The sequence below is a fragment of the Pseudoalteromonas sp. NZS11_1 genome (genome assembly GCF_015864275.1).
In the GTDB taxonomy this organism is placed as follows: domain Bacteria; phylum Pseudomonadota; class Gammaproteobacteria; order Enterobacterales; family Alteromonadaceae; genus Pseudoalteromonas; species Pseudoalteromonas arctica.
This window is the reverse complement of sequence record NZ_JADYXK010000002.1, coordinates 162,830-183,955: the sequence shown is the minus strand read 5'-3', so window position 1 is coordinate 183,955 and position 21,126 is coordinate 162,830. Positions and strand designations below refer to the sequence as shown.

Genomic DNA, 21,126 nt, shown 5'->3' with positions numbered 1-21,126 from the left:
AGACTACTCTGTAATTAATTTTTCAAGCCAGTCGCTTGCAGGTTCAGGCCTGTGTAAATAATAGCCTTGAAGAATAACTTCTGGATATTCTTGCAATAAATCAAAGTGGGACTGATTCTCTACACCTTCGGCAACTATCTCGAGTTCAAATAAACGGCCTAAGCTTACAATCATATCAATAATTAACTTATCGTTATTATCAGTCGGTGCTTCCAATACAAAAGAACGGTCAATTTTTAGTTCTTGTATGGGTAATTGTTTAAGATAAGTTAAACTCGAATATCCAGTACCAAAGTCATCAATTGATACCCTAATACCTAGCTTCTTGAGAAAGTGAACAGCCTCAATAGCCGCTTCCATGTGATTAAGCAATGTACCTTCAATTATCTCAATAGTGAGTTGCTGAGGATTAATGCTATGTTGCTTTATTTGTTGGCTAATAAAGCTTAAAAAACGCGCTTCATGAAAGTGCCTGCCACTTACATTAATTGATAGGTTTAACTCAGGGTGAGTTTTACTAAGTTGCGTTAATATTTCAAGTGCATTTGAAGTTACCCAGCAATCTAAGTCATAAATTATATCTGACTCTTCGGCTATAGATATAAACTCACCAGGGCTAATGAAGCCTTTTTGAGGATGCTCCCATCTTAATAAAACCTCAGCCCCTTTAAGGGTTTGGCTTCGGTCAAATTGGGATTGTAAATATAGGGATAACTCATTATTTGAGATTGCTTTACGTAAATCTTGCTCGATTTCAAAACGGCGTTTTGCTTGCTCGCCAAACGAAGTATCAAAAAAGGTAACTCTATTACCGCCTTTTTCTTTTGCTTTGTAACAAGCCGCCTCACAGTTACGAATTGTTTCTATAGCACTTTCCCACTGATCTTCTCGAGGAAAAATATACGTGCCAATACTTACGGTTAAGCTAACGTCTTGTTCATCAACCACAAAGGGGTGGTTTACACTTATGAGCAGTTCTTGGGCTTTATTTTCAGCCATAGCTTGGGCTCTGATCCTGCCAACGCCTTTTTCAACTGTACACAGTACTGCAAATTCATCACTGCCTAAGCGAGCAATAACATCTTTTTTACTCACCTTAGAATGAATTCGTTTAGTTAATTCTTTTAAAATGTTATCGCCAGCGAGTAGGCCTAATCCATCATTTATTGAGTGGAAGCTGTCTATGTCAATAATATAAATATAGGCATAACTATTTTCGGTACTACAAACCTGAAGTTGCTGCTCCAACTGTTTTAAAAAACCATTTCGGTTGGGCAAACCTGTAAGTTCATCATGCCATGTGAGGTAGTGAATTCTTTCTTGCGTTATCTTAACGCTAGAAATATCACTAAATACACCAATATAGTGCACGTTGGTATCTTGCTCGCCTTTTACCATACTAAGAGTTAATAACTCAGGATAAAGCTCGCCATTTTTTCGTCTAGTTACTAGCTCTCCACTCCAATAGCCTGCTTGGTTTGCATGATGCCATACTTGATCAAAGCTAATACTAGGGTGGTTATTTTGTTTAATATCGTGCAACTGCATTTGCAGGGAGTCAGATTCAGAGTAACCTGTAATCCGGCAAAATGAAGGGTTTACGGCAATAATTTTTCCGTTACTGTCGGTAATAACAACGCCATCAGCGGTTCCCGTTAGGGCTTGATAAAATAACTTTTGTTTTGAGGAGAGTTCTTTTAATTCTTCTTCACGCTGACTTAATTCTTTCGCCAGTGACTCTATTTCAAGTAGTTTGTCGTGCAGGTCAAAGTTTTTTTCTATAAGCCTATCTAGCATGCCTTGAGCGGTAATATGAGTGCGAATGCGTGCTCTAACGAGCGCTAGCTTGTAAGGTTTGTGTATGTAGTCAATTGCGCCCATAGCAAAGCCTTTTTCTTCAGACTCTTCCTCGGTAAGCGCAGTTACAAATATGACGGGGATGCCTTTGGTATTTTGTTTCGCTTTGAGTATATTACATACTTCGTAGCCGTCCATGCCGGGCATCATTATGTCTAATAAAATCAAGTCAGGCCGAGTTGACTCAATAAATATCAAAGCCTGCTCACCACTAGTAGAAATACGTACATCGTAGTCAGTTAAAAGTCCTTCTACTAATACGTGTAAATTACTAGGTTCGTCATCAACAATAAGAATTAAAGGTTTATGCTTTTGTTCTGTGGTTAATCCATTATTGTTTGCGAGGTAATTTGAATGCACTATCTGTCCTTCTCTGCGTTCTTTACAATATTAAATCTAGTTCAGGTTAGTGGTTATGCCTAATTTTTATTATCGTTTCTATACTTATCAATAAGCTCAATTACTAACGCGTAGTTAAAATGATCAATTGCTTCTTTGAGCTTAAATAGGGAGTGGCCTCTATCATATTGATTCATTTCTAGCTGTCTAACCAAACTGCTAGGTACGGGGCGAGCCGTTAATGCTAATGAGTATATATTATCAATAACCGAGTCTTCGTTTTCTAGTTCATGTTGCTGTATATGTTCTTTTTTAAAGCTATCAGCTATCAAAAATTGTTTTACAGCAAAAAGTGTAAGTATTAATTGCTCATTAAAATGAGATAAATTAATACTTTTCTTATCTATTAAGCTTTCCTCAACACTTTGCGCGCTTTGTTGCAGTAGCTCAAAGCCTAATGTGCCGGCCAAGCCTTTGAGTGTATGTACTAGTCGAATTAAGCTTTCTAACTCTCCATTTTTGATTAATATATCAGCTTTAATCGAAAAGTCATTGTAATCGTTGACAAACTGAGTAAATAATTTAGCTAACAATTCGTCATTGTTTTCTAGGTTTTCTTTTGCTAAAGGCAGGTTTATAGTGCTCAGAGATTCGCTACTTTGCAGATGCTTTTCAATACTTTCGTAAAGCGCATCAAAAATAATCGGTTTTACTAAAAAGTCATCCATACCCGCTCTAAACGCTGCTTTTTTATCATTAGGATCTGCGGCTGCAGTAATGGCAATTATGGGAGTTTTGTAGCCTCGCTCTCTTAATATGCTTGTTGCTTCAAGCCCATCCATAACTGGCATTTGAACATCCATAAAAATAATATCGATGTCATTTATCTCTACTTTATCTAATGCATCATGTCCATTATCAGCAATGATCACGGTCATATCTAATCTTGCTAAAAGGGCGGAGGCTATTTCTTGGTTAATTCTATTATCATCAACAACTAATGCATTAAAACCCGAGAATTTAGGGTGAGGCTTTAATTGCTTTTCTTTAAAATTATTTGGTGAAAGCTTTCTTAAAATTTCAACTTCACTATTTTTATTACCAATAATTATAATGTCTATATTTTCATTTTTTGCAATTGGCTCAGGAGACTCTTCATCGGTAATTAATAAAATCAGTGTCAATTTTTCATTAACGTTTTTATTTTGAGCGTACAGTTGTTGTAAAATAAAGTTATCGTTGAGCTCTTTTTTTTCTATCGACATTATTACAATACTAAATGGGCTACTAGGCTGAGACATTTTTGCAATGGCCCTTAATGGTTCTTGTGTTGTTTCTGTCGTTATATTTATATCACTTAGTAAGTCCATTAATTTTTTAATTTGCTCATTATCAGGGCTAATTAATAAGGCGTGTTTTTTAAGCTTTTGTTGCTCAGATAAAGTAAAGGGTAAAGTAAAGAAAAACTCGCTACCTTGATTAATCGTGCTCCTTACTTGTATATCTCCGCCCAGCAATTTAGTTAATTGTTTGCTTATAGTGAGTCCTAAACCGGTCCCACCATACTTTCTTGTTGTGCTTGAATCACCTTGCGAGAAAGACTGAAATATAATTTTTGATTGCTCTTCGGTCATCCCAATACCCGTGTCTTTTATACTAAAGCGTAGGTTTATTGTTTTTTCGTGTTGAGATGTCGCTTCTATAATTAATGATATTTCACCATGCTCTGTAAACTTAATTGCGTTACCTACACAATTATTTATTATTTGGCTTAAGTGCATTGGGTCGCCAATAAGTTCAAGTCCTGCATCAACGTGTAAAGTGAAATTTAGTAGCAAGCCTTTTTGCTTGGCATTTGTTGAGAATAAATTTTGAACGTTAGAAACAATAGTATGTAAAGTAAAAGGGATTTGCTCTAACTGGACTTTTTCCGATTCTAGCTTAGAAAAATCTAGAATATTATTTAAGATCTGCAATAAATTTTGAGCACTTGAAAAAGCTTTATCTGCGTAGTGTTTTTGCCTTGAGGGAAGCTCACTGCTTTGTAAAAGCTGCAACATACCTAATATGCCATTCATTGGAGTGCGAAGTTCATGACTCATATTGGCTACAAAATCTATTTTTGTTTTATTGGCTTTATCGGTTTGCTCCATAGCGCTCGTCAGGTCGGCATTCATTGCTTCCATTTGGGAATTTAATACGCGGGTTTCATTGAGTAGCTCTTTGGTTTGCTTATTTTTTAAATATAAAGCATTAGCTGCTTTTATTACCGACGCTATTTCAGTTTGATTTTGGCTGTTATTTGAAATAGTTACTGGCTTTTCGCTATTCATATCTTTAAGTAATAAAGTGAGCTGAGTAATTGGTTTTATAACCGATCTAAAAATAAAATAGCTTAAAAATAAAATGATTAACATAATTAAAACGGCAAATATATTTGCCTGTTCTGTATTTTTTGTTAAGTGGCTACTTAGTAGCTCTTCTGTTTTGATAAGTTTATTTTTTTCTATGTTTTTAATTTCATTAGTTAAATACAGCAATTCGTTTTCTATGCCTGTAAGCACTACATTTACAGAAAAAGTGTAGCTACGGGTGAGTAATACAAGTTGGTTATAAGCTTGTTTTAAGCTTGTTGTTTTATTGGAGAGGGATTCATTTATTACAGAGGTGCTCGTTAGTTTTTTATGTAAGTGATTTAAGTTTTGTTTTACATTCTGTGCTTCATCAAAATTAGGTTTATAGAGATAGCTTATAATTGCGTGTTTTAAATTACTTATTGTAAGTAAAACATCGTTAAAAATAACTTTATTATCATTGTTTGAAGACCCTTCTAAATTGCTAATTGTTACCTGTAGGTCATCAATAGGCTGTTTGAACTGAGTAGTGTAAAGGTGTTCGCGTTTTTGTCTGTTTACGACAACTTGGCCAAATGTATCTTGGTAATTATTTAGATACTCGCCAAGGCGTATTAGTGAGTTTTGATACTCAGGGGTTTGGTTTTGAGTGTTTGTTTTTAGCTGCTCGAGATTTAGATTTGCCTTATTTAAATAAAAATTAAATTTGGTAATCGTATTTTCATTTGCATTGTCAATAAATGAAACTGCATGCCCTTGCAGGGAAATAATATCGTTTTCTAAGTGATTCACAGCTTCACTTTGAATAAGCGCGTTATGCTGCGACTTTTGCAAGTTAAGTAAGGACGTTTGCGAATAGTTAAACAAATAGCTTTGTAAAAGAAGTAATCCAATCAGCGAACACAAAGCTAATATTATTTTTGATTTAATTGAATTTATTATCATTATCGGCTAATCAACTCATACCATTTTTGCAGGCTGTAGTCATAGGTTGGCATAACTGTATTCCATACTGCTACATTGCTAAAGCGTTTATGGTAACTACCACCATTACGTTGCGCACCAGCTTTAATAGCTACGTCGCCATTTGTATTTAATAAATCTATGTTTGTTGCTTTTCCACCGTACCAGTAATCCCATTCGGCCGGCGATAAGAGTAGTTTAGAGCGCTGCGGGTTACTAATGTAATAACCTTGGCGAGCAATAAATGCACCAGGCCAGCCTGAAAGCCACCAATTCATATAATCGTACGCAGCATCTTTTGCGCTACTTTGTATTTGTGACGACAAACACATAACACCATGCCAGCCTCGGTAGCCTTCTTTTGGCGCGGCAAATCGTACATTAATATTTTGGCTGTTTAATGCAGACACGGCAGGCGAAAACATACTTTCTATATGGGCTCGTTTACTTTTCATAAATTCAATCGACTCAGGAACCGAGTTCCAATAGCCACTAAAGTGACCTTGGCGTTTAAAGTCGAGTAATATACTAAACAATCTATCAAGTTCTGGGCGAGTCATCGCACCTATATTGTTAAATTTTATAAGCCCTTTACTTTGTGCTGCTAGGGCTAGGTCAAAGAGTCCAATGGTAGGCGCATTTACGATAGCTACTTTACCTCTGTTCTCGTCATCAAGCAGCCAACTCCAGCTTTCGGTTTCGTATGCTATACCGGGCTTAATAAAATCGGTGTTGTAACCAAAAGAGTCAACATTATGCACATAAGGTAAAAAGCTAATATGATCGCTTTCTTGTGCGCTTAATGTGCCATCGGGTTGAACATTTAATAATTTATAGGGGGCATCACCTGCACCAATACTTGCAGTTTCGGTTAGTTTTCCCGTTTTAGTGAGTGGATTTATCTCATTAAAGTAGGTGAGTCGTTTTTTTTCTATTGGCTGTATAGAACCTGCATCCCAAAGCACATTAATGCTGTTTGACCATTGTTCGTATAAATCAAAGGAGCTAGGGTCCATTGATGCCTTTTGCAAAACGGCAGCGCTGCCTGCGGGAGTAAATTCTATATTAATACCCAAGTCACTCATCGCTTGTTTGCGGATAGCCTCTTGGAGTGTTACATGCGTACCAAGCACTCTTAATGTGACTTTTTTTCGGGCAAAAACATAAGGCGCATGTGTTATTGCACCAGCTGTTAAACCTATAGCAGCTAGCTTTTTTAGCGTCGAACGCTTAGGTATGTCCATGTTAAGCCTAAAGTACTAATGTGTGACATTATGTATAGCTAAGAACTTGTAAAGACACAAGTTGAATGGATAAATTTAAAATTATATAGAATGAAAAATTAGAATAGTAGGGTATCAAAAAATAATAAAACAATGGAAAAATAGAAGAGTAGAGCGAATTTGAAAAGGAGTAGGAAAGTGGTGGAGCTAAGCAGGATCGAACTGCTGACCTCCTGCGTGCAAGGCAGGCGCTCTCCCAGCTGAGCTATAGCCCCACATTCCTAAGTTACATATAATGTAACTGCTTGACTGCTGAGTTCCAAGCGGGACGAACTTTAAGTTTTTTTATAAAATTGGTCAAGTATTTTTTCGTAAATTTTCACTGTTTACGTCAATTTTTGTTAGACTCGGCTTAATTCAAAACTAAAACGATAAAAAACAATGAAAAAATGTGTTCTAGCGCTTATGGTTTTACTCGCTGGCTGTGCCTCAAATGATGAGCCGCCTTTTGAAATAAATAATAAACAGTTTCACGAAAAGCAAGATGAGCAAGGCAATAAGCTTTTTGCTTATGTTGTTTCGGTAAAAGCTAAGCATCGTGAAAACTTTAACCTAGACCGTGGTCCTAACAATAGACCAAGCCGTGGTGAGGTTAAGCAGTATATAGAGAAAGAGCATTTTGAAGAGTCGAGCATTCTAAAGTTACAGCTAGAAGATCAAGCAGTTGAATTATTAAATCAAGAGCTAAAAGAGCGTGAGTATTGCGATAACAAACATGAAGTTAATGATGTTTTATGGCGAGATTTGAGCGTACAGCTAAGAGGACGTTGCTTGTAATATGTTGGCTGATAAAACTAAGTTAGCAGAGCTTTTAGTGCGCCTAGATATTACTTACGATGCAATAGAACATCCGCCGCTACATACTAGCTTAGCGGCTGATGAGTTTATGATTGAGCGCCCAGGTACTCGTCTTAAAAACCTATTTTTACGCGATAACGAAGGCAAGCGACACTTTTTAGTTATTACAGCGCACAATAAGCAACTCGATTTAAAGGCACTATCAAAGCAACAAGGGCTTTCGCGTTTAGGGTTTGCATCGAGTGAACGCTTAGCGACGTATTTAAAAGTGGCTCCTGGGTGTGTATCTATGTTGGCTCTTTTAAATGATAAGCAAAACGAAGTGAGCTTATGGGTTGACCAAGATATTTGGGGTGGTGATTTGTTTCATTGTCATCCGTTTGAAAACACCCAAACATGGTTGCTTAGTAAAGCTGATTTAGAAACATTTTTTAATCACACAAAGCATCAACCGCGCGTTGTATTTTTACCCTCAAAATAAGCCCACATAATTAACGATAAACCGCATAAGCAAACCGCGAGCAGCGCAAACATAAACGCTGTTTGCCCATGATGTTGGTATACCACACCGGGTAATAACGACCCCAATGCACCGCCACTGTAATAAAACGATACATATCCGCCATTGGTTACACTTGGCGGGGCTTTACTTATTTTATTAACGAGTGGCGCTGCGGTTGAGTGAATCACAAACATCGCACCACAAAACAAAGTAAATGCGATTAAAAATAAGCTAAGCTGGTGGCTCATTAATAAAATAATACTCACACTATAAAAACTAAATACCGCAGTTAATAAATGCCAAGGCGAAGGGACTTTTTTAAGTAACCAAGGTGCAGCAATAGAGGCGAGGGCACCAACTAAATAACCACTGTAAACTAAACCTATGTCACGAGTATTGGTAATTAAAAACGTGTTTTGTAATATAAACGGTAAGTAATTAAGTAATGCAGCAAAACAAAAAAACATACAAAAGACGGCACCGTACACTTTAAGGGTAGCGCCTTCTTTAAGTTGTTTAATGTAATCCAGAGGGGAGAGCTGCGACGGTGTAGCTGGGTTTGTAAAGCGAGAATGCTTAATTGTCAAAGCTAAGCAAATAAGCATAAAAGCAATTACGTAATAAAAGCTCTGCCAATTCCATAAGTCGCTAAACAAAGCTGCGAGCACACGACCAAAGTAACCACCAACTATACTGCTACCAATATATAGGGTCATATTTTTTTGAAGTGTATCAGCGCTATAGCTCATACCTATATAGCTAGTCATTGCTGTTAAAGCTGCAGGGAGTGTTAAACCTTGTAAAAATCTGACTAATAATAAAAGCTCAAAGCTAGGTACATAAATAAAAAGTAAACAGCTAAGGCCTAAAAGCACCATTGCAATACGTAATATAAGTAGTGGATTTATTTTTGCTAAAAATAAACCATAAACGAGCGGGGCAATGGCTAAGGGCAGCATAGTTGCAGTCATTAAGCTGCCAGCTACCGCAGGTGCTACATTAAATTCGCTCGCAAAAAGGCTAAGTAGGGGTTGGGGTGCATAAAGCACAAAAAATATAAATACCGAGCAAACGAGTAGATGAGGTAAACGCATTATATGGCTTGTGCATTTGCTGATTGGTTGCGTGGTATTGTATTAAAAATTGCTTTTAATTCATAATTAAAACCATAGTCATTGCGCTATATCATGGTTTGTTTTAACTAGTTTGCTAGATTAATGTCGATAGCGCTGTTATTTGAACTCGTTGGTGATTAAAATAGCGATAATATTAGTTTTTAGTGGAACAAAGCCATGGGTTCATTACAAGACCAATTGCTTCAAGCAGGATTAACAACATCGCATAATGCTAAAGTTGCTAAATCAGAAAAGCGTAAGCAACAAAAAAAGCAAAAAAAAGGGGCTACTAGCAACCCAAGTGATCTGCAAAAGCATATTCAACAAACCAAGCTAGAACAGCAAAAAAAAGCTGAAGAGCTTAACCAAACACGCCAAGTGAGCTTAAAGCAGCGTGAGCAAGAAGCGCGTGTTAAACAAATTTTAGAGCACCACAACCAAGACGCTATTCGTGGTGAGCGCACATTTAATTTTACTTATCAAAACAAAGTAAAAAATATCGACGTGAACGAGAAAACGCAAAAAGCGTTATCGGGCGGTCGTTTAGCTATTTGTGTACTAGAAGGGAAATTTTACGTACTAGACGACGAACCAGCACGCAAAGTGGCTGAAGTTGACGAAAAGTATATTGTTTTTCATGTAGAGCCAGAAAACAAACCAAAAGATGAAGATGACCCGTACGCAGACTTTGAAGTACCAGATGATATAGTGTGGTAATAGTCCATTAAGGGTAAGCTCATTTTTATTTGATAAAGTATATAAAAGTGAGACAGAAACGAGTTAGCGGTTTTTGGTTAAGTTGATCGTCTAGCGTCGTTTCGTACGTATGCTTTTTATTTGATTGTTTACTACAATCAATAGAACAGTTTTTCTAACCGTCAAAAAAGAAGAGTAAATACAATGAGCAAGATGAAAACACTACTATTAGGCGCGGGTATTACTTTAGCCGCAAGCTTCTCGTTTAATGCAGCAGCTGCCGATGGCGCTGCACTTTATACCGCTAAAAATTGTCAAACTTGTCATGGCGCTGAAGGTAAAGCACCAATTATGGGTATGTACCCTAAACTAAACGGTCAAAACAAAGACTACTTAGTAGCGCAAATGAAAGACATCAAATCAGGTGCACGTAATAACGGTATGACCATGGCTATGAAAGCAATGGTTGCAACGGTAACTGATGAAGAGTTTGAAGCAATTGCAGATTACCTAGCTAACGTAAAATAATTTACGCAGCTATACCATTTTAATGCAATTGGTATTTTAGTTTTACAAACAGCCACACAATAGTGTGGCTGTTTTGTTTGGTGTTTGCTATAAAATAGAGACTGCTTTAGACTTCTAAACATCTGTTCGTACAGGTTAATAATGTACGTTTTTAAAAGGCTCATTATGTTTGATTTACCCCAACTCGATTTAAAAAATAAAGTATCAGCACAAGAGTGGCAACTTCGTGTTGATTTAGCCGCGTGTTATAGACTGGTAGAGCACTTTCGTTGGGGGGATTTAATCTATACGCATTTATCAGCACGTTTGCCTGGCACCGACCACTACTTAGTGAATGCGTTTGGTTTAACCTTTGATGAAGTAACTGCCTCTAATTTAGTAAAGGTCGACTTAAACGGCAATATTATTGACGATACGCCATTTAGTATTAATCCTGCTGGCTTTACTATTCACAGTGCGATTCATGAGGTACGCGAAGACGCTCATTGTGTTATTCACCTTCATACTAAAGAAACAATCGCTGTGGCTACACAAAAAAATGGTTTATTACCGCTTAGCCAGTATTCAATGTTTTCACTGCCATCGCTTTCTTATCATGGCTACGAAGGGCTTGCAGTAAACGACGACGAGCGAAAAGTGCTGCAAGATGATTTGGGCAGCACTAACCATATGTTATTGGTAAATCATGGTGGCTTAACAGTAGGCCCAACGGTAGGCGATGCGTTTATGCGCTTTTATGATTTACAGCGAGCGTGTGAAATTCAATTAGCACTACAATCAAGCTCGCAAGAGGTGATTGAAGTACCGCAACCTATAATCGACAATATTTATAATCAAGCAAACGTAGTACACAGTGGCAGCACTGGCGGGCAACTTGCGTGGCCTGCGATGTTACGTAAAGCGTATCGACTTGACCCTAGTTTTGCAAAATAACCCATAGCGGTTAATAAGGAATTTTAATGAAAGTAAATCGCGTTGAAGTATTTGATATTCACTGTCCTGATAGACCTTCGTGGACACCTGTGTTTGTACGTATTCATACTGACGAAGGTATTAGTGGTGTTGGCGAAGCGGGCCTTGCATACGATTTAGGTCACAGTGCTGCAGCGGCTATGATTAAAGAAATGGCCGACGCCTTTTTAATCGGCCACGACCCATTTCAAACAGAAAAACTATGGTCTCGTATGTTACGTGAAAGCTTTTGGGGCTTAGGCGGCGGACCTGTTGTATATGCTGCAATGAGCGCAATTGATACCGCGCTTTGGGATATTAAAGGTAAAGCGCTTGGTTTACCTGTATATCAATTATTAGGCGGTAAAGTTAACGACAAACTACGTACGTACGCATCGCAATTACAGTTTGACTGGGATAGCGAATTTAAAGCGCTAGTACAGCCGCAAGAATACGCAGAAGCTGCTTTAAAAGCGATAGCTGAAGGTTACGACGCAGTAAAAGTAGACCCAATTCAGTACGATAAAGACGGCAATACTTATTACGACCGTACAAAAATAATTTCACGCACTGAAATGAAGCTATACCGTGCACGCATGCAAGCTATTCGCGAAGCGGTAGGCGACGAAGTAGATATTATTTTTGAATGCCACAGTTTACCGGGTGTTACAACAGCCATTCAGTTGGGTGAAATTGCAGAAGAATTTGACTGTATGTACTTTGAAGAGCCAGTTAACTATTTAAACCATTCATTACATGCAAAAGTAGCAGATAAAGTTAATGTGCCAATTGCTGGTGGTGAACGTTTGTATAATCGCTGGGGTGTGCGCCCGTACTTAGAAGATCAAAGTATTGATGTTCTACAACCTGATATTGGTTTATGTGGTGGTTTTACCGAAACCAAAAAAGTGTGTGATTACGCTGATATTTTTGATGTGCGTATTCAAGCTCACGTATGTGGCGGGCCTGTTGCAACGGCAGCATCACTGCACTTAGAAACGGCTATCCCTAACTTTTTGATTCATGAGCACCACACTTATGCGATTAAAAAGTGGAACCGCGAGTTATGTTTACAAGACCCACAACCTAAAAATGGTTTCTTTGAAGTATCAGAAGAGCCTGGGTTAGGTATTGAATTAAACGATGAGATTGTTATGCGTTCTCAACGCGTAGAAATAAAATAATAGCCTTTTAACCTAACTTTAGGTTATGCATTAAAAAACCGGTAAGTGATTAGTCACTTACCGGCTTTTACTTGTTCGGCGGGAGGTAAGGCTTGTTATAACTCGTTGATTTTACATTCCACGTCTTTAAGTTCAATAGTTGCTTTGCTATCGAGATGGCGTATATAGCATTGCTTGCCTTTAATCATCAATTCAAACTGATCGGGTGTATTGCGACTTTGCGTGTCGATAATATTATTACCATCTACATTGCTAAGGGTTACTGTGCTGCTGGTAGTAAATACATCATCAGCTAATTGAGTCTCTTGCATATGTACAAGTGTTTTAATTGCTTTGCTAACCGTTGTTTTATTTGGCTTTGCCAGTAGAGCATGTTGCAGCTTAGGTGTCGGGTCTGGATTTTGAGATATGCAGCCATTGAGAAGAAGCGCTGAAAATACAACGATTAGTAAAAAGTACATTTTCATAAATTGGCCGTATTATCATAAAAAGAGAGTTTAATATAACTAGTTTTACTTACACTTGGTAGTAGTGCTTAGCGTTTGTATAGCTAAGGTCATGCCATGTCTTATCGTTTGAGCATAACGCCTTATGGCAGTGCCATAGAGTGTTATAGCTTGTATTTATTTGGCACACAGGGAAGTTACTAGCAAACATAATGCGCTGCTGTCCAAAGTGATTAAAAAGAAAATTAAAACACGCTGCTTGTTGCTCGCTGGTGAGCTGTAGTAATTCAAAACCAGAAAATTTAATTGCTATGTTGTCATGCTGAGCAAGTAACTCAACACCTTGTCGCCAATCATTTAAATTACTCGGCAACCCTGCATGATTAATTATAATTTGAAGTTGCGGTAGCTGCTTAGCGTAGTAAGTTATTTGTTTGGTTATTTCGCTATTTTCAATATCAAATTGAGCTTCAAAATGCAGTCGGGTATCTGATAACGTTGTTAGGTTTTTAAAGCTATTAGCATCTAATAAACGCTTTGCGTCAGTACCTTCGGTTATATCTCTAATGCCACACAAACTCAGATGGGCTAAAGCTTCTAACGAGTTTATAAACTCATCAGCCGATAAGTCAATTTGGTTGTAGCTAATGGCTTTAAATGGAATACCTTTTAAATGCGAGTCTAGCCAGTTTAGCTCGTTAATAGGGGAGGTGTTATCGAATCCGGCTTCTATATGAACAAGCCCTACTAGCTCAAAGTCAGTACTTTTAACAAGTTGCTGTGCACTTACTGGTTGTTTAATTTTTTCTAGGTTAGGCCACGCTGGTGGGTTAGCACCTTGTAGCCATGAGTATTGACCTTCTACTAAATTAAAAAAGTGTACGTGTGGGTCAATAATTTTTAGGCTCATTGCACATTACTCATTGGGCAGTGTAGCCACCGTCAATGCTTTGTAGGCTGCCAGTAATAAAGCTGGCATCGTCGCTTGCTAAAAAGCTCACAAGAGCCGCGACTTCGTCGGCTTGACCTAATCGATTAAGCGGTTGCAGACTTGCTTCCTCGGCAACTATTTCAGCTTTGTTTGCGCCACTTTTTGCACAGTACGCATCTATCGCGTTATGAAATAGCGGGGTTTCTATTGTGCCAGGGCATACCGCATTTGCTCTAATATTAAAACTCGCGTAATCAAGCGCTGTTGTTTTAGCCATTGAGGCAAGGGCATGTTTTGTTAGGTTATACGCAAAAGAGTTTTGCTTACCTATAATTGCCTGATCGGAAGCGACTAATATAATAGCGCCGCCATTTTGCGCTTTCATGCTTGGCAATACGCTTTGTATTGCGGCATAAGCGCCTTTAACATTAAGCGCAAAAAGTGCATCGAGAGTTTGCTCGTCGGTGCTTTCTATATTTGCGCTTAAGTGTTTTCCAGCATTAGAAACAAGTACATCAATACGTTTGCTTTGTTCACAGATAGCGTTGATACAGCTTTGTACCGCCGATACATCACTTACATCACACTGATGAAATATACCGATTTCGCTCAGCTCTATATCAAGGTTATGTACTTCATAGCCATTGTTTAGCAAACGCTTAACTACGGCTAAGCCAATACCTTTTGTACCACCTGTAACGACTGCAACTTTAGACATACTTACTTCCTTTATTGCTAACTAGTGAGAGTGACCACAGCCGCCTTCAGCGTGCACGTGTCCGTGAGAAACTTCTTCACTTGTTGCTTCACGTACTGATATAACTTCAACGTCAAACGTTAGCGTTTTACCAGCAAATGGGTGGTTTAAATCACAATCTGCGTTAAAACGACCAACCTTAACAATAGTAACCTGATGACGACCTTGGTTAGAGCTAACCATTGCTGTCATACCTGGTTTCCATACTTTAACATCACCTTGTAGATGCTTAAGCGGGATACGCTGAATTAAGTCATCAACACGCTCGCCGTATGATTCACTTGGCTCTAGAGTTACACTAAATTTTTCGCCAGCTTCTTTGCCTTCAAGTGCTTTTTCTAAACCAGGAAGCATGCCTTCGCTGCCATGAATGTAAGTAAGTGGCGCTTCGTTTGTGCTACTTTCAATTTGCTCGCCCGCTTCGCTAAGGGTGTAATGAAATTCAACTGCTGAATTTTTGCTAATTTGCATGCTTGTCTCTTCAAATAATAACTATGTTAGGGCGCAATTTTACGCGAAATATACTTGTTTATAAACTTAACGTGGCTGATTTAGTGTTTTTTGTAAATTTAGCAGAAAATCTTTTTTTGTTGGGGCTGCTTTTTGCTTTTCAGCTTGTGGTATAAACAGTACTAATTGAGTGCCAGGCTTTAAAATACTTGATGCAGAGAGTTTGTTCCATTTTGCCAAGTCGCTATGAGGTACATCGTAAAGCTGACTTATACTCCAAAGGCTATCGCCCGACTTAACTTCGTAATCTATTTCAATGGTGGGAATCGCAATCTCTTGGTGTTCTAAATAAGGGCTGATTTTGTAATCAACAGTTAATGTGCTTGGCAGGGTTTTAGGTTGTCCAACTAATAACTTTTCTCCAACGCCTATTAAATTATTATTTTTGTTATTAAGTTGTTTTAAAGCTTTTACCGACATACTAAAACGTCCAGCAATACCGTAAAGCGTGTCGTTTTGTTTAACGATGTACTCTCCAGCAAAGTTTGATTTAAAAAACTGACTTTTTAATAAAGCCTCCTGTCCTATAGGAAGCAGTAAAGTATGCGGCCCGTTAGGTGAGCTTTGATTTTTTAAATATCCCTGATTAATCGCGTGTAACTGCTTTGAACCTATACCAGAGAGCTTAGCGATGACTGAAAAGTCGAACTGCTGGCCTATATTCATCTGTGTTGTAAATGGCTTATATGCAAGCTTTGGGCGTTTAATGCCCTTTTGTGGATGCTTAACTAAATAGCTTAAAGCGAGTAACTTGGGTACGTAGTCGGCGGTTTCTTTTGGCAGGCTAAGCGACCAGTAATCGGTGCTTTTACCGCGTTTTTTGTTTTTTTCGATTGCGCGTTTAACGCGGCCCTCACCGCTGTTATAAGCGGCCAAAGCATGTAGCCAATTACCATCAAAGCGTTTATGTAAGTAGCTTAAGTAATCAAGTGCTGCATCGGTTGAAGCAAGTACGTCTTGGCGCCCGTCGTACCATTGGTCTGACTTAACTCCAAAGTGATGCGCTGTTGCGCCAACTAACTGCCAAACACCAACAGCTTGCTGTGATGAGGCTATCGTTGGTCTAAAATCGCTTTCTACAAATGGTAGTAAAGCGAGCTCCATAGGTAGTTGCTTTTGCTCAATTTTTTTTACGATATGATACAGGTAAGGCGCTGCGCGTTTACTCACAGTTTGCAAGTAGTTAGGTTGCTTTGCGTACCAGCTGATACGCTTTTTTAACGCGCGATTTTGATAAACCGTAAAGTGTAGATTGTTGGCTATATGCACCCACAGATCGGTGGTTTTTGGTGGGCGCTTTTTTACGATTGTTTTTTTGAATTGAAGTGGCGTAACGTGCTCACTAACTTGGGGCGTTTGAGCTACTTCATCATCAATATCATAAGTATAGTCAGGCTCAAAATGAGTAAATATTTGTGGAGCTTCTTGTGGTTCTTGCTCCGTTGATTGACAACCAAATAACAAAATACCCAAACAACATAAAACCAAACTGCGCATAGTGATCACTTTTGTAAATTCCTTTTATTATTTTAACACAATCCGTTGTGTTGAGTTATTCTGCGCTTTTTGCGCGATTTAGGCCAGCTTGTAAAAAGAAGTTGCTCGATTTTATATTAAGCGCTTCTTGTTTATAAGGCTCAATAACTGATTCAGGAAACGATAGCATTAACTGCTCAATACTTTGATCTTTATTGTTTTTAACGTGCTCTGTTATGGCTGTTAAAAATGATAGAGGCTGTTTCAGCTGCTCTTTTGTTAATGTACCGCCGTGCCCAGGTAAAATAATAGTGAGCTTTTCGTCGTTAATATATTGCTTAAGCAACGTTTGCCAACTTTTAAGTTCACCGTGTCCAGGGTAAGGAAGCCAGTCAACGATATCGCCACCAATCAGCACACTGCCATTATTAGTAGTAATAGTTAAATCACCGTTAGTATGGGCTTGCTGCGGCTCAATGGTTATCTCAAAACCACCAAGGTCGATAGTTTTATGATTATCGATTATTATTTTTGGTTCGCCAAGTTGATATTCTTGCCAGCGAAAAAGTCGTTTTTTTGCAAGCTCTAACTTATTTCGCCATTTAGCTTGCTCTTCTTTGGGCACATTCGCTAATCGTTGGTAGCTCAGCTCAATGCTCTTTTCATACGTGTCTAGCTTGTCGGTATATGCTGTTTGATAAAGGTTAAAATTTTTATTTACCTGCTGATGAACAATGAGCTTGGCATCAGGATAAAAATTTTGCATAACCGCCATACCTAGCAAGTGATCGTCATGGTAGTGGGTAGCCACTAAATAGCATAAGGGTGTTTTAAGGCGGTTCTTTAAATCTTTAGCAAGTTGTTCAACTGCAGCAAAATTGGCGCTCGTATCAACAAGTAGGGCACATTTCTCGCCTTCAATTAACACTTGGTTAGAGTCGTAAAAGCGAAGCTTGTCTTGTTGCTTTAAAAACTGAATATGAGGGTTTATTGTATTCCAAGTGACGGCAGCATAGGTGCTAGGTACTATTGATAATAAAGTGCATGCTAATAGTAAGTGCTTACATGAAGAGGCTATGTTTGAAAGTTTTAACTTCATTTATTATCTCTACGCTGATGTTTAATTACTTTAATAATAAACAAAAAGCGCAGTATGCGCTTTTTATTTTTGGTGTTTGGGGTCATTTGCCAAATGCTGACTGAGTTTATCAATCATTTGGTCTTGATGCTGTTGCTCAACTGTAGCCTGTGTTTTTGCTTCTAGCAATTCGTGGCTTAAGTTTAATGCTGCCATTAGTAGGGCTTTTTGATCGTTTCTAACGGTTGAGCGTTGCTTCATTTGCTCAACTAAGTCATTTAGATTTTTAGCTGCTGCTATTAATGCATCTTCCTGCCCTTCAGGGCAAGCAAATTGCTGCTCTTTACCTAGCAACTCAACAGTGACCCGCTGGTTTTGCAGCTCAGACATTAGCTAGCCTGTTGTGCGCTTTGTAACTTATCAAGAAGACCAGATAAAGTAGTGCTGGCATCTTTTTGCTTTTCTTCATTTTCTAAAGCTTCAAGTTGTAGCAATTCGTTGTCATCGCTTAGTTTAGTGTTCTGTTCTTTTAAAGTAACAACATCTGTTTGTAATTGGTTATTACGTTCGATTAAAGAATCGATCAGTTGCTCGAGTTGTTGAAGAGTAGTGTTATTCATAAAGGCGCTCATATAACTGTAATTAATGTCATGCAAATGTAAAGCAAAGTGTGTTGATTTGCCAGCATTTACGGTGGTTTTAGCTGATTTTTCTTTTGCGTTAAGGGATAATTCAGCATATGGGCTTTTTCATTCAGAAATGGTTCACTTAAACACTCTCTTATCTTGGTGTAAGTTGCCAAAGCCTAGTGCTTATGGTTCACTTACAATATTAAATTGCGTATGGCGAAAATAAATAATGCTTAGTTACAGACACTCATTTCATGCGGGTAATCCTGCCGATGTACTTAAACACTTAGTACTGGCACAAGTGCTAAATTATCAAACAATTAAAGATAAACCGCTTGATTATATAGACACACATTCAGGTGCTGGCTTTTTTGAACTTGCAGCTGCCGATGCGCAAAAAACGCAAGAGTATCAAGATGGTATTGAAAAACTTTGGCATCATAAAAGTGAGCATGCTGAGCTTAATGAATACATTGAATTAATTAAGTCATTTAACGACACTGACGAACTTGCGTTTTATCCAGGTTCACCAAAAATTGCAGAGCACTACTTACGCCGCCAAGATAAGGGTTGGTTTTTTGAACTGCACCCGCGCGATTTATTATTACTTGAAGAAAACATGCAAGGTAAGCGATCTATTCGTGTACGTGGAGAGGATGGTTTTGCAGGTTTAGTTGGTTTATTACCACCAGCATCTCGCAGAGCGTGTGTGTTAATTGACCCTCCATACGAAATTAAAGATGACTACGAAACGGTTGTAAAAACCTTAGTTAAAGCTTATCAGCGTTTTGCTACAGGTACTTACATGATTTGGTATCCGGTTGTAGATAGAGAGCGCATTGATAATATGGAGCAGGGCTTAATTGATTCAGGAATGCGCAACATTCTGTTATTTGAATTAGGCACTGAAGCGGATACTGACGTACACGGTATGACAGCATCGGGCATGATTGTAATTAATCCTCCATGGAAGCTAAAGCAAACAATGGATGCAATAATGCCTGAACTTGTTAGTTTGTTAAGTGAGCCAAGTGGTTTTTACAGAAGTGAACAACTCGTTGATGAGTAACTTTAAATAGCGCTTATAACGAATAATAAAATGCCCAGCTTTGCTGGGCATTTTATTTAAAATCAATACGAATGTGTTAGGTAATATATATAAGGGAGCTAAATATTAATTAAAATAAACCGCACTAAAAGTAGCAAGCGTATTACCGCGACTGTTTTTAAGTTTTAGTGATTCACCTGTTATTTCCCACTTTGAAGTTTTGCTAAGTACGTCAGACATAGCCGCTTCTTGGCTCATATTATCCGAGCACATCTTTTTTGTACTTGCTAGCTGACTAAGTGTAATTGTTTGCTGCTCGGTACTATAGCTTCCGCTAAAATTATTACAGCCTAAAAAGCCATTAACGCGGTGGTCTTTATTGAACTGAATGAATGGTTCTTTAGTTGTAACATTCACAGTTTGAGCATTTATTGTTATTGCTTTCCAGTAAGTATTTGTGAGTGTTACATCGGGTTTTTGAGTCGACACTTTTGAAAGCTCAATTTTATAGGGGGTAGTTAACTGTGATTCTGCAAACGGGTCATGATTTGTTGTACTTGTGTAAAGCACTTTGTCTTTATTTATAATTCTGGCGCTTAGGCTATAGCGATGTTTATCGCTAATTTTGCTGGCATCATAAATTAGCTCAACGGTAAATGGCGGGGCTTGGGTTACATCAATCACTTCTTGTGTGATTATATCGGCTTTTACATCCATTTTAGATACATTGGAAAGCGTAACTATTAATTGCGAGCCAGGGCGAAGCATACTGCGATCTTTGTAGCTAGCTTGGATAGTTAGGCTGGTTATTGCTTCTGCAATTTCTGTGTTTTCAGTCGATTTAGTTTGCTCACCGCAGCCAGTTACTGCAAAAGCGCTAAGCGCCAATAAGCCAATCCCTGCAACTGCCTTTTTACGCGAAGATACTGCTTGATGCTTTTCCATGTTGGTTATCCTTACTCAATATTATGTCCTTAGTGTATTACCTAGTTACTTAATCATTCCTTAACTTATTTTAAACATAAAAAAAGGCGCATTAGCGCCTTTAATAATTAAAAACAAACGATTATTTTTTAACAAACTTAGTTAAAATAACAATGCGCTGGCCGTCAACTCGCCCTTCAATATGTTCAGGGTTGCTGGTTAGGCCAATATTACGAACAGCTGTTCCACGTTTAGCGGTAAGGCTACTGCCTTTAACGTCTAAGTCTTTAATTAGGGTAACAGTATCGCCTGCTTGAAGTACTACACCGTTGCTATCTACATGCTTTAAATCGTCATCTTCGGCAAGTGCTTTTTTAGCCCAGGTTAGCGTGTCTTCTTCAAGGTAAATCATGTCTAGCGCATCTTGTGCCCAGCCATTATCAGGCGCTAAACGCGAAAGCATTCTGTAAGCTACAACTTGTACTGCAGGAGTTTGGCTCCACATGCTATCGTTTAAACAGTGCCAATGTGTAGGCGTTATTTCGCTGTTATTCTCGATTTGATCTTTACATGTTTGACACGTGTAAATACATTTATCTGAGTGGGTTTCAGTTACCGGTGGTACTTCATAAACAGATAAGTTCTCGGTGGCTGCACACAATTCACATTGATTATTACTACGTTCGATTAAGGCTTTTTCAATACTCATGGGGCTCTTTCTGATTCTGGTCGAGTTAACATTTGCTGCTATTATACT

General features: G+C 38.3%; 21 protein-coding genes and 1 tRNA gene. 7 read left to right on the top strand and 15 right to left on the bottom strand.

Features of this window, described 5'->3' with window-relative positions; translation table 11 throughout:
• Positions 1 to 3: 3 nt before the first annotated feature.
• The 4 genes from I6F44_RS03500 to I6F44_RS03485 all read right to left on the bottom strand — a co-directional run bounded on the left by I6F44_RS03500 (position 4) and on the right by I6F44_RS03485 (position 7,011).
• On the bottom strand, positions 4 to 2,217 hold the full coding sequence (locus I6F44_RS03500) for a two-component system response regulator (RefSeq protein ID WP_169044372.1): 2,214 nt from the start codon (positions 2,215 to 2,217) through the stop codon (positions 4 to 6).
• A gap of 59 nt (positions 2,218 to 2,276) precedes the next feature.
• A complete protein-coding gene (locus I6F44_RS03495; protein ID WP_197173304.1) occupies positions 2,277 to 5,495 on the bottom strand; it encodes an ATP-binding protein in 3,219 nt (1,072 codons plus the stop codon).
• Positions 5,495 to 6,757 carry an ABC transporter substrate-binding protein gene (locus I6F44_RS03490; protein WP_197173303.1) on the bottom strand — a complete coding sequence of 421 codons (1,263 nt, stop codon included), beginning with the start codon at positions 6,755 to 6,757 and terminating at the stop codon, positions 5,495 to 5,497. The genes I6F44_RS03495 and I6F44_RS03490 overlap by 1 nt, the downstream gene beginning before the upstream one ends.
• A gap of 178 nt (positions 6,758 to 6,935) precedes the next feature.
• Positions 6,936 to 7,011: transfer RNA gene (locus I6F44_RS03485), tRNA-Ala, on the bottom strand.
• 166 nt (positions 7,012 to 7,177) lie between these two features.
• Between I6F44_RS03485 and I6F44_RS03480 the strand changes: the two genes are divergently transcribed.
• Both I6F44_RS03480 and I6F44_RS03475 read left to right on the top strand, forming a co-directional pair.
• On the top strand, positions 7,178 to 7,573 hold the full coding sequence (locus I6F44_RS03480) for a hypothetical protein (protein WP_010554359.1): 396 nt from the start codon (positions 7,178 to 7,180) through the stop codon (positions 7,571 to 7,573).
• Position 7,574: 1 nt separating this feature from the next.
• On the top strand, positions 7,575 to 8,075 hold the full coding sequence (locus I6F44_RS03475; RefSeq protein WP_010554360.1) for a prolyl-tRNA synthetase associated domain-containing protein: 501 nt from the start codon (positions 7,575 to 7,577) through the stop codon (positions 8,073 to 8,075).
• Here I6F44_RS03475 and I6F44_RS03470 read toward each other — a convergent pair.
• A complete protein-coding gene (locus I6F44_RS03470; RefSeq protein WP_197173302.1) occupies positions 8,042 to 9,190 on the bottom strand; it encodes an MFS transporter in 1,149 nt (382 codons plus the stop codon). The two genes, I6F44_RS03475 and I6F44_RS03470, sit on opposite strands and share 34 nt — an antisense overlap.
• A 198-nt stretch (positions 9,191 to 9,388) precedes the next feature.
• Here I6F44_RS03470 and I6F44_RS03465 point away from each other — a divergent pair, with 198 nt between their 5' ends.
• From I6F44_RS03465 to I6F44_RS03450, 4 genes are all read left to right on the top strand, one after another.
• Entirely contained in the window at positions 9,389 to 9,928 is a 540-nt protein-coding gene (locus I6F44_RS03465) for a DUF2058 domain-containing protein (RefSeq protein ID WP_197173301.1), read from the top strand.
• 183 nt (positions 9,929 to 10,111) lie between these two features.
• Complete coding sequence (locus I6F44_RS03460) at positions 10,112 to 10,435, top strand: c-type cytochrome (RefSeq protein WP_002957866.1); 324 nt, start codon at positions 10,112 to 10,114, stop codon at positions 10,433 to 10,435.
• Between the two features lie 165 nt (positions 10,436 to 10,600).
• The gene (locus I6F44_RS03455; protein WP_169060687.1) at positions 10,601 to 11,368 is read left to right on the top strand and encodes a class II aldolase/adducin family protein; all 768 of its coding nucleotides are present in this window, start codon (positions 10,601 to 10,603) and stop codon (positions 11,366 to 11,368) included.
• Between the two features lie 26 nt (positions 11,369 to 11,394).
• On the top strand, positions 11,395 to 12,570 hold the full coding sequence (locus I6F44_RS03450; RefSeq protein WP_007586432.1) for a mandelate racemase/muconate lactonizing enzyme family protein: 1,176 nt from the start codon (positions 11,395 to 11,397) through the stop codon (positions 12,568 to 12,570).
• Positions 12,571 to 12,665: 95 nt separating this feature from the next.
• On the opposite strand, the gene I6F44_RS03445 is transcribed toward I6F44_RS03450, so the two are convergent.
• From I6F44_RS03445 to I6F44_RS03410, 8 genes are all read right to left on the bottom strand, one after another.
• The gene (locus I6F44_RS03445) at positions 12,666 to 13,037 is read right to left on the bottom strand and encodes a hypothetical protein (protein WP_197140970.1); all 372 of its coding nucleotides are present in this window, start codon (positions 13,035 to 13,037) and stop codon (positions 12,666 to 12,668) included.
• A 49-nt stretch (positions 13,038 to 13,086) separates the two neighbouring features.
• A complete protein-coding gene (locus I6F44_RS03440; RefSeq protein ID WP_197173300.1) occupies positions 13,087 to 13,926 on the bottom strand; it encodes an amidohydrolase family protein in 840 nt (279 codons plus the stop codon).
• Positions 13,927 to 13,936: 10 nt separating this feature from the next.
• Positions 13,937 to 14,665 (bottom strand): SDR family NAD(P)-dependent oxidoreductase, encoded by a 729-nt coding sequence (locus I6F44_RS03435; protein ID WP_197173299.1) that lies wholly within the window; start codon positions 14,663 to 14,665, stop codon positions 13,937 to 13,939.
• Positions 14,666 to 14,686: 21 nt separating this feature from the next.
• Positions 14,687 to 15,175, bottom strand: coding sequence for an FKBP-type peptidyl-prolyl cis-trans isomerase (locus I6F44_RS03430; RefSeq protein ID WP_007586440.1), 489 nt, complete (start codon positions 15,173 to 15,175; stop codon positions 14,687 to 14,689).
• Positions 15,176 to 15,241: 66 nt separating this feature from the next.
• The gene (locus tag I6F44_RS03425) at positions 15,242 to 16,711 is read right to left on the bottom strand and encodes a LysM peptidoglycan-binding domain-containing protein (RefSeq protein WP_197173298.1); all 1,470 of its coding nucleotides are present in this window, start codon (positions 16,709 to 16,711) and stop codon (positions 15,242 to 15,244) included.
• A gap of 55 nt (positions 16,712 to 16,766) precedes the next feature.
• The gene (locus I6F44_RS03420; RefSeq protein WP_197118265.1) at positions 16,767 to 17,789 is read right to left on the bottom strand and encodes an MBL fold metallo-hydrolase; all 1,023 of its coding nucleotides are present in this window, start codon (positions 17,787 to 17,789) and stop codon (positions 16,767 to 16,769) included.
• 63 nt (positions 17,790 to 17,852) lie between these two features.
• Positions 17,853 to 18,158, bottom strand: a complete 306-nt coding sequence (locus I6F44_RS03415) for a cell division protein ZapA (RefSeq protein WP_007586447.1) — start codon at positions 18,156 to 18,158, stop codon at positions 17,853 to 17,855.
• Entirely contained in the window at positions 18,158 to 18,388 is a 231-nt protein-coding gene (locus tag I6F44_RS03410) for a hypothetical protein (protein ID WP_007586448.1), read from the bottom strand. Before I6F44_RS03410 ends, I6F44_RS03415 begins: the two co-directional genes overlap by 1 nt.
• 238 nt (positions 18,389 to 18,626) lie before the next feature.
• Here I6F44_RS03410 and I6F44_RS03405 point away from each other — a divergent pair, with 238 nt between their 5' ends.
• Positions 18,627 to 19,466 (top strand): 23S rRNA (adenine(2030)-N(6))-methyltransferase RlmJ, encoded by an 840-nt coding sequence (locus I6F44_RS03405; RefSeq protein ID WP_197173297.1) that lies wholly within the window; start codon positions 18,627 to 18,629, stop codon positions 19,464 to 19,466.
• Positions 19,467 to 19,571: 105 nt separating this feature from the next.
• Here the strand turns inward: I6F44_RS03405 and I6F44_RS03400 are convergent, their stop codons facing one another.
• Both I6F44_RS03400 and I6F44_RS03395 read right to left on the bottom strand, forming a co-directional pair.
• A complete protein-coding gene (locus tag I6F44_RS03400; protein ID WP_101164326.1) occupies positions 19,572 to 20,390 on the bottom strand; it encodes an META domain-containing protein in 819 nt (272 codons plus the stop codon).
• A gap of 121 nt (positions 20,391 to 20,511) precedes the next feature.
• Complete coding sequence (locus I6F44_RS03395) at positions 20,512 to 21,078, bottom strand: PhnA domain-containing protein (RefSeq protein WP_007586451.1); 567 nt, start codon at positions 21,076 to 21,078, stop codon at positions 20,512 to 20,514.
• Positions 21,079 to 21,126 lie beyond the last annotated feature (48 nt).

What these genes read in the sequence shown, in the direction of transcription:
- I6F44_RS03495 (WP_197173304.1), bottom strand. Translation starts at nt 5,495, where the DNA reads ATGATAATAAATTCAATTAAATCAAAAATAATATTAGCTTTGTGTTCG.
- I6F44_RS03490 (WP_197173303.1), bottom strand. Translation starts at nt 6,757, where the DNA reads ATGGACATACCTAAGCGTTCGACGCTAAAAAAGCTAGCTGCTATAGGT.
- I6F44_RS03480 (WP_010554359.1), top strand. Translation starts at nt 7,178, where the DNA reads ATGAAAAAATGTGTTCTAGCGCTTATGGTTTTACTCGCTGGCTGTGCC.
- I6F44_RS03475 (WP_010554360.1), top strand. Translation starts at nt 7,575, where the DNA reads ATGTTGGCTGATAAAACTAAGTTAGCAGAGCTTTTAGTGCGCCTAGAT.
- I6F44_RS03470 (WP_197173302.1), bottom strand. Translation starts at nt 9,190, where the DNA reads ATGCGTTTACCTCATCTACTCGTTTGCTCGGTATTTATATTTTTTGTG.
- I6F44_RS03465 (WP_197173301.1), top strand. Translation starts at nt 9,389, where the DNA reads ATGGGTTCATTACAAGACCAATTGCTTCAAGCAGGATTAACAACATCG.
- I6F44_RS03460 (WP_002957866.1), top strand. Translation starts at nt 10,112, where the DNA reads ATGAGCAAGATGAAAACACTACTATTAGGCGCGGGTATTACTTTAGCC.
- I6F44_RS03455 (WP_169060687.1), top strand. Translation starts at nt 10,601, where the DNA reads ATGTTTGATTTACCCCAACTCGATTTAAAAAATAAAGTATCAGCACAA.
- I6F44_RS03450 (WP_007586432.1), top strand. Translation starts at nt 11,395, where the DNA reads ATGAAAGTAAATCGCGTTGAAGTATTTGATATTCACTGTCCTGATAGA.
- I6F44_RS03445 (WP_197140970.1), bottom strand. Translation starts at nt 13,037, where the DNA reads ATGAAAATGTACTTTTTACTAATCGTTGTATTTTCAGCGCTTCTTCTC.
- I6F44_RS03440 (WP_197173300.1), bottom strand. Translation starts at nt 13,926, where the DNA reads ATGAGCCTAAAAATTATTGACCCACACGTACACTTTTTTAATTTAGTA.
- I6F44_RS03435 (WP_197173299.1), bottom strand. Translation starts at nt 14,665, where the DNA reads ATGTCTAAAGTTGCAGTCGTTACAGGTGGTACAAAAGGTATTGGCTTA.
- I6F44_RS03430 (WP_007586440.1), bottom strand. Translation starts at nt 15,175, where the DNA reads ATGCAAATTAGCAAAAATTCAGCAGTTGAATTTCATTACACCCTTAGC.
- I6F44_RS03425 (WP_197173298.1), bottom strand. Translation starts at nt 16,711, where the DNA reads ATGCGCAGTTTGGTTTTATGTTGTTTGGGTATTTTGTTATTTGGTTGT.
- I6F44_RS03420 (WP_197118265.1), bottom strand. Translation starts at nt 17,789, where the DNA reads ATGAAGTTAAAACTTTCAAACATAGCCTCTTCATGTAAGCACTTACTA.
- I6F44_RS03415 (WP_007586447.1), bottom strand. Translation starts at nt 18,158, where the DNA reads ATGTCTGAGCTGCAAAACCAGCGGGTCACTGTTGAGTTGCTAGGTAAA.
- I6F44_RS03410 (WP_007586448.1), bottom strand. Translation starts at nt 18,388, where the DNA reads ATGAATAACACTACTCTTCAACAACTCGAGCAACTGATCGATTCTTTA.
- I6F44_RS03405 (WP_197173297.1), top strand. Translation starts at nt 18,627, where the DNA reads ATGCTTAGTTACAGACACTCATTTCATGCGGGTAATCCTGCCGATGTA.
- I6F44_RS03400 (WP_101164326.1), bottom strand. Translation starts at nt 20,390, where the DNA reads ATGGAAAAGCATCAAGCAGTATCTTCGCGTAAAAAGGCAGTTGCAGGG.
- I6F44_RS03395 (WP_007586451.1), bottom strand. Translation starts at nt 21,078, where the DNA reads ATGAGTATTGAAAAAGCCTTAATCGAACGTAGTAATAATCAATGTGAA.